5 protein-coding genes are annotated in these 4,189 nt (G+C 42.4%); all 5 read right to left on the bottom strand.

Going from position 1 to position 4,189, the window contains the following annotated elements; translation table 11 throughout:
- Positions 1-35: 35 nt before the first annotated feature.
- The gene (locus HMPREF2728_RS09525; protein WP_075227773.1) at positions 36-494 is read right to left on the bottom strand and encodes a sigma-70 RNA polymerase sigma factor region 4 domain-containing protein; all 459 of its coding nucleotides are present in this window, start codon (positions 492-494) and stop codon (positions 36-38) included.
- Between the two features lie 204 nt (positions 495-698).
- Positions 699-1,310 carry a 30S ribosomal protein S4 gene (gene rpsD, locus HMPREF2728_RS09520; protein ID WP_000092756.1) on the bottom strand — a complete coding sequence of 204 codons (612 nt, stop codon included), beginning with the start codon at positions 1,308-1,310 and terminating at the stop codon, positions 699-701.
- A 194-nt stretch (positions 1,311-1,504) separates the two neighbouring features.
- Positions 1,505-2,557, bottom strand: a complete 1,053-nt coding sequence (locus tag HMPREF2728_RS09515) for a sensor histidine kinase (RefSeq protein ID WP_075227772.1) — start codon at positions 2,555-2,557, stop codon at positions 1,505-1,507.
- On the bottom strand, positions 2,554-3,252 hold the full coding sequence (locus tag HMPREF2728_RS09510) for a response regulator transcription factor (RefSeq protein ID WP_075227771.1): 699 nt from the start codon (positions 3,250-3,252) through the stop codon (positions 2,554-2,556). The genes HMPREF2728_RS09515 and HMPREF2728_RS09510 overlap by 4 nt, the downstream gene beginning before the upstream one ends.
- Positions 3,253-3,375: 123 nt before the next feature.
- Positions 3,376-4,189 (bottom strand): SSURE domain-containing protein (locus HMPREF2728_RS09505; RefSeq protein ID WP_148130312.1); only part of this gene is annotated, 814 nt, incomplete at its 5' end.

Here is a 4,189-nt window from a genome sequence, read left to right as displayed (position 1 = left end):
CTTTGTCAACACCTTTTTTTAACTTTTTTTCAATTCTACTGAATTACTTCCTTTAACTCTTTCAGCATGGATTTGCGTCCCTTGAAACGTTCATCTGCCCAGAGGCGTTCATAGGCTTCTTGCTTATCTTGTGGTAATTTTCTTCTATAACTATCCAACAATTCATGAAGGGCGTAGTAATCATCCAGCCACAATCCTCCTTCTGGTAGGCGATGGCTAATCTCGCCTACTTCTTCATAGGCCATACGGTCCAGGCGACGTTTTTGACTCTCTTGTTTTCTGACGCTATCTAGGATTCGATTGCGGAATTTTGTTTTGAAGTAGACGTAGAGTTTCTTTTCCTCTTCCACTAAGTCTGGTTGGGCCTCGAGAAGTTCATAGAGACAGATCAGTCCTTCTTGATCCCAATCCTCTTTTTCCCACAGGTGGAGATAATAATCTTTTCGGCATCTATGGACAATCCCTTTTACTTTCTCATAATACTTTTCAAGCATTTGCTTTCCCCCTTTCTCTGCTTGTAGTATAGCAGAGAAAGGAGGAAAGAAGGGCTTTGGTTTCTGTCTTGTGTTTTTTGAGTCTGTAGTGTTATTGATTATAAGTTTGTAATTCACGTAAAGCTGGCTAGTTTTTCATAATCTAATTTTCAGACAAAGCAAAAAGCCCACTGTTGTAGGCTTTCTGTAAGATATTTCTTAAAATTAAAGCATTTTGTTGTAGAATTCAACGACAAGTGCTTCGTTGATTTCTGGGTTGATTTCGTCGCGTTCTGGCAAGCGAGTCAATGAACCTTCCAATTTTTCAGCGTCGAATGATACGAATGCTGGACGTCCAAGAGTAGCTTCTACTGCTTCAAGGATAGCTGGAACTTTCAATGATTTTTCACGAACTGAGATCACTTGACCTGGAGTTACGCGGTATGATGGGATATCAACGCGTTTTCCGTCAACAAGGATGTGACCGTGGTTTACGAATTGACGAGCTTGACGACGAGTAGTTGCAAGACCAAGACGGTAAACAACGTTATCCAAACGACGTTCCAAAAGAAGCATGAAGTTGAAACCTAGGATTCCGCCTTTGATTTTTGTAGCTTGTACGAACAAGTTACGGAATTGTTTTTCACCTACACCGTAAGTGAAACGAAGTTTTTGTTTTTCAGCCAATTGCAAACCGTATTCTGACAATTTAGAACGGTTGTTTGGTCCGTGTTGTCCTGGTACGTAGTTACGACGTGCCAATTCTTTACCTGTACCTGTAAGTGAAAGGCCAAGGCGACGAGCTTGTTTCCAAGATGGTCCTGTATAACGTGACATGTGAATGTCCTCCTGATATAAATAATATTTCGGTGGAAATAGTCACTTAGAAAGCCCTGATTCGTGCAGATGCCCTTCGCCTAAACAGCCAAGGTTACTTATCATAAGACACCTGTTGACGAGCTTCATGCTTTCCTGCTGATATTTCACACAAAATCCATTTTACCATGAATGGCTAGATTTGTAAAGGGGTTTTAAGCTTTATTTTCATTGCCAGAGAGGTTGAGGACGAGGGTAAAGGTGCTTCCTAGACCGTACTGGCTACTGACTGTGATTTCTCCACCCAATTGATGGGCTAATTCACGCGCAATTGCAAGCCCTAAGCCATGACCACCTGTTTTCATGTTACGAGAAGTTTCTACACGATAAAGGCGTTTGAAAATATTCTTTAAATCCTCTGGGGCAATGCCCTGTCCCTCATCGGTCACACTGATTGAAAGCTGGCTATCCTCCAGCTTGGCCACCACTCCCAGCTTGGTTCCTGGAGCTGAGTATTTAAAAGCATTATTGACCAGATTCACCAAGATACGAGAAAGTTTAGCATAATCTCCCTCAATCCGGGCAGACTCTGGGATTACCTGCAAATGGACATCTCGTTCCTCCTGCTCAATCAAGAACTGAAATTCACTCATGCACTCAATCAAGAGCTGGTCCAGAAAAATACTGTCCTTGCTGGTCGTTTCCACCTGATTTCTAGCTGTATTTAGGGTCAAAAAATTCAACTCTTCAACCAGTTTATTAAGCCGTTCTGTCTGGCGTCCAATGGTTGCTAAATAATGGGCTTGTTCTCCTTCCTTGATAACTCCATCCAAAATTCCTTCTACCGTCGCTTGGATTGAAGTGATTGGAGTCTTGATATCATGCGATAGCTGGGCAATCATCAAGCCCTTTTCCTGCTCGCTTTCTTCCAAGGAATCAAAGGTGGCCTGCAAATCATGGGACATTTCATTGAAGGCTTGGCCTAATTGCTGAAATTCCACAGGCCCTTGAACCTCCAGATTTGAAGAAAAGTCCTTGTCCGCTACTCGCTTGGCATGTTCCTTGAGTTTACCCAATGAAGTAAAGACTGGTGATAGGAGAAAGAGACTAATCCCAGCACCGACAAAACTTGCGATTAGAGTCATGCCAATCAGGAAATAAATCTCTCTTTCTTCAATTAACATTCGCTGGACTGCCCAAAAAACTACGATAATCGTTAGGAGTGTTGAAATGATATAACCCACTAGGATATAACTTTTTAATTTCATTGACTACCTCGTGCTTTCTCAATTTTGTAGCCCAAGCCCCAAACTGTTTTTATGGTGGGCGTTTCTGCACTAGCATATTTAGCTAACTCCTGTCGAAGAGCATGAATATGAACATTTAAGGTATTGGTATCATCCACATAGTCTTCTTGCCAGACCTTTTCATAGAGATCTGTCTTAGAGAAAACTCGCTTTGGATTGCTGGCTAAAATCCATAAAAGCTCGAAGGATTTGACTGTCAAATCAAGTGCTACATCTCCGACTTGAGCCTCATGGCTACCGTGATTCATCCGTAAATCCCCGAGACTGACGACTTCTGTCTCACCTCCACGATGAAGGCGACGCAAGATATTGTGGACACGCAAAACCAGCTCACGAGGGCTAAAGGGCTTGGCAATAAAGTCATCTGCCCCCAAGCTCAGGCCGTAAATCTTATCCTGCTCGCTTGTCTTAGCTGTAATAAATAGAAAAGGCTGATCTGGAGATTGATACTGAACCTCACTAATCAAATCATAACCATCCATCCGAGGCATCATGATATCTGTAATAATCAAATCAATCGGTTTTCGCTTGAAGATTTCCAAGGCCTCTACTCCATCATGAGCCACCAAAACCTGATACCCTGCCTGAACCAGATAGCGTTGATGAATATCTGTGATTTCTACCTCGTCGTCAACGAGTAAAATGGTCTTTCCCATCTGTCTCTCCTTTGAAAAAAACAGTGCTATACTACAATAGTATAACACTATTTTAATCGCTTTACGAACATTCTAAACTATATCTGGATTTTTCAAATCCTAGATAGAAAGTCTGTAGCTAGACTAGTCATTTTCCTCTTTTTTAGCTTTCAAACTGAGGCCACCTAGTAGTCCGGCCAAGGCGAGTCCAAGGAAGCCAATAGGAGCCATTGATGTTTGGGCTTCACCAGTATATGGAAGCATGTCTTTTTTGCCTTTCATTTGATCAGCCATCATCGGACTTGACATCTTGTTATTAGATGCCATCTTGCCTTCATCAGGCATTTTGCTTGTGGCTGCTGGAACTTGATCTTGTTTCATACTTGGTGTTGCCATAGGCTGGCTAGCATTCATGGTTTTATCTTGCTCTTTATTAGGCATCATCTTATCCTGGCTAGTAGCTGGCATTTTAGATTTCATCTCATCTTGATTAGCACTTGGCATTTGAGCGTTCATCTTAGACGCATCTTGATGACTATTCATCATTGGAGCCGGCATAGCTGAACCATTAGAAGATGGGACGGAACCTGACTGCATCGGAACAAGAGACTGATGTCCATTCAAGTTCACTGTCAAATCTTTAGTCGCTACAAGATTGCTCAAGTCTGCCTTGCCATCTTTGGCACCGTACACTTTGATAGTTGCTTTATAGCTTTGAGTGCCGTTTTGTTTCAAGAGGTCTAGAAGCTCTTTATCAGATTTACCTTGGGTGCCTGCCAAATCCACTTCATAGAAGTAAAGGCCTTTGCCTAATTTTTCTACTGGTGGGAGAGTGGGATTTTTAGCTGAACCGTTGTCTGACCATGGGGCCTTGTCAGAGGCTTTCAAGATGAGGCGGGTCAACATACCATCACCTGCGAAGAATTCGTATGGAATGACTTGATTGACACCGGCTGTG

It is taken from the genome of Streptococcus sp. HMSC061D10 (genome assembly GCF_001808865.1).
In the GTDB taxonomy this organism is placed as follows: Bacteria; Bacillota; Bacilli; order Lactobacillales; family Streptococcaceae; genus Streptococcus.
Note: the sequence above shows the minus strand (reverse complement) of the source record. Positions and strands in the feature narration are given on the sequence as shown.

Excerpts from the sequence above, each read along its gene's own strand:
- rpsD (WP_000092756.1), bottom strand. The coding sequence starts at position 1,310 with ATGTCACGTTATACAGGACCATCTTGGAAACAAGCTCGTCGCCTTGGC.
- HMPREF2728_RS09510 (WP_075227771.1), bottom strand. The coding sequence starts at position 3,252 with ATGGGAAAGACCATTTTACTCGTTGACGACGAGGTAGAAATCACAGAT.
- HMPREF2728_RS09515 (WP_075227772.1), bottom strand. The coding sequence starts at position 2,557 with ATGAAATTAAAAAGTTATATCCTAGTGGGTTATATCATTTCAACACTC.
- HMPREF2728_RS09525 (WP_075227773.1), bottom strand. The coding sequence starts at position 494 with ATGCTTGAAAAGTATTATGAGAAAGTAAAAGGGATTGTCCATAGATGC.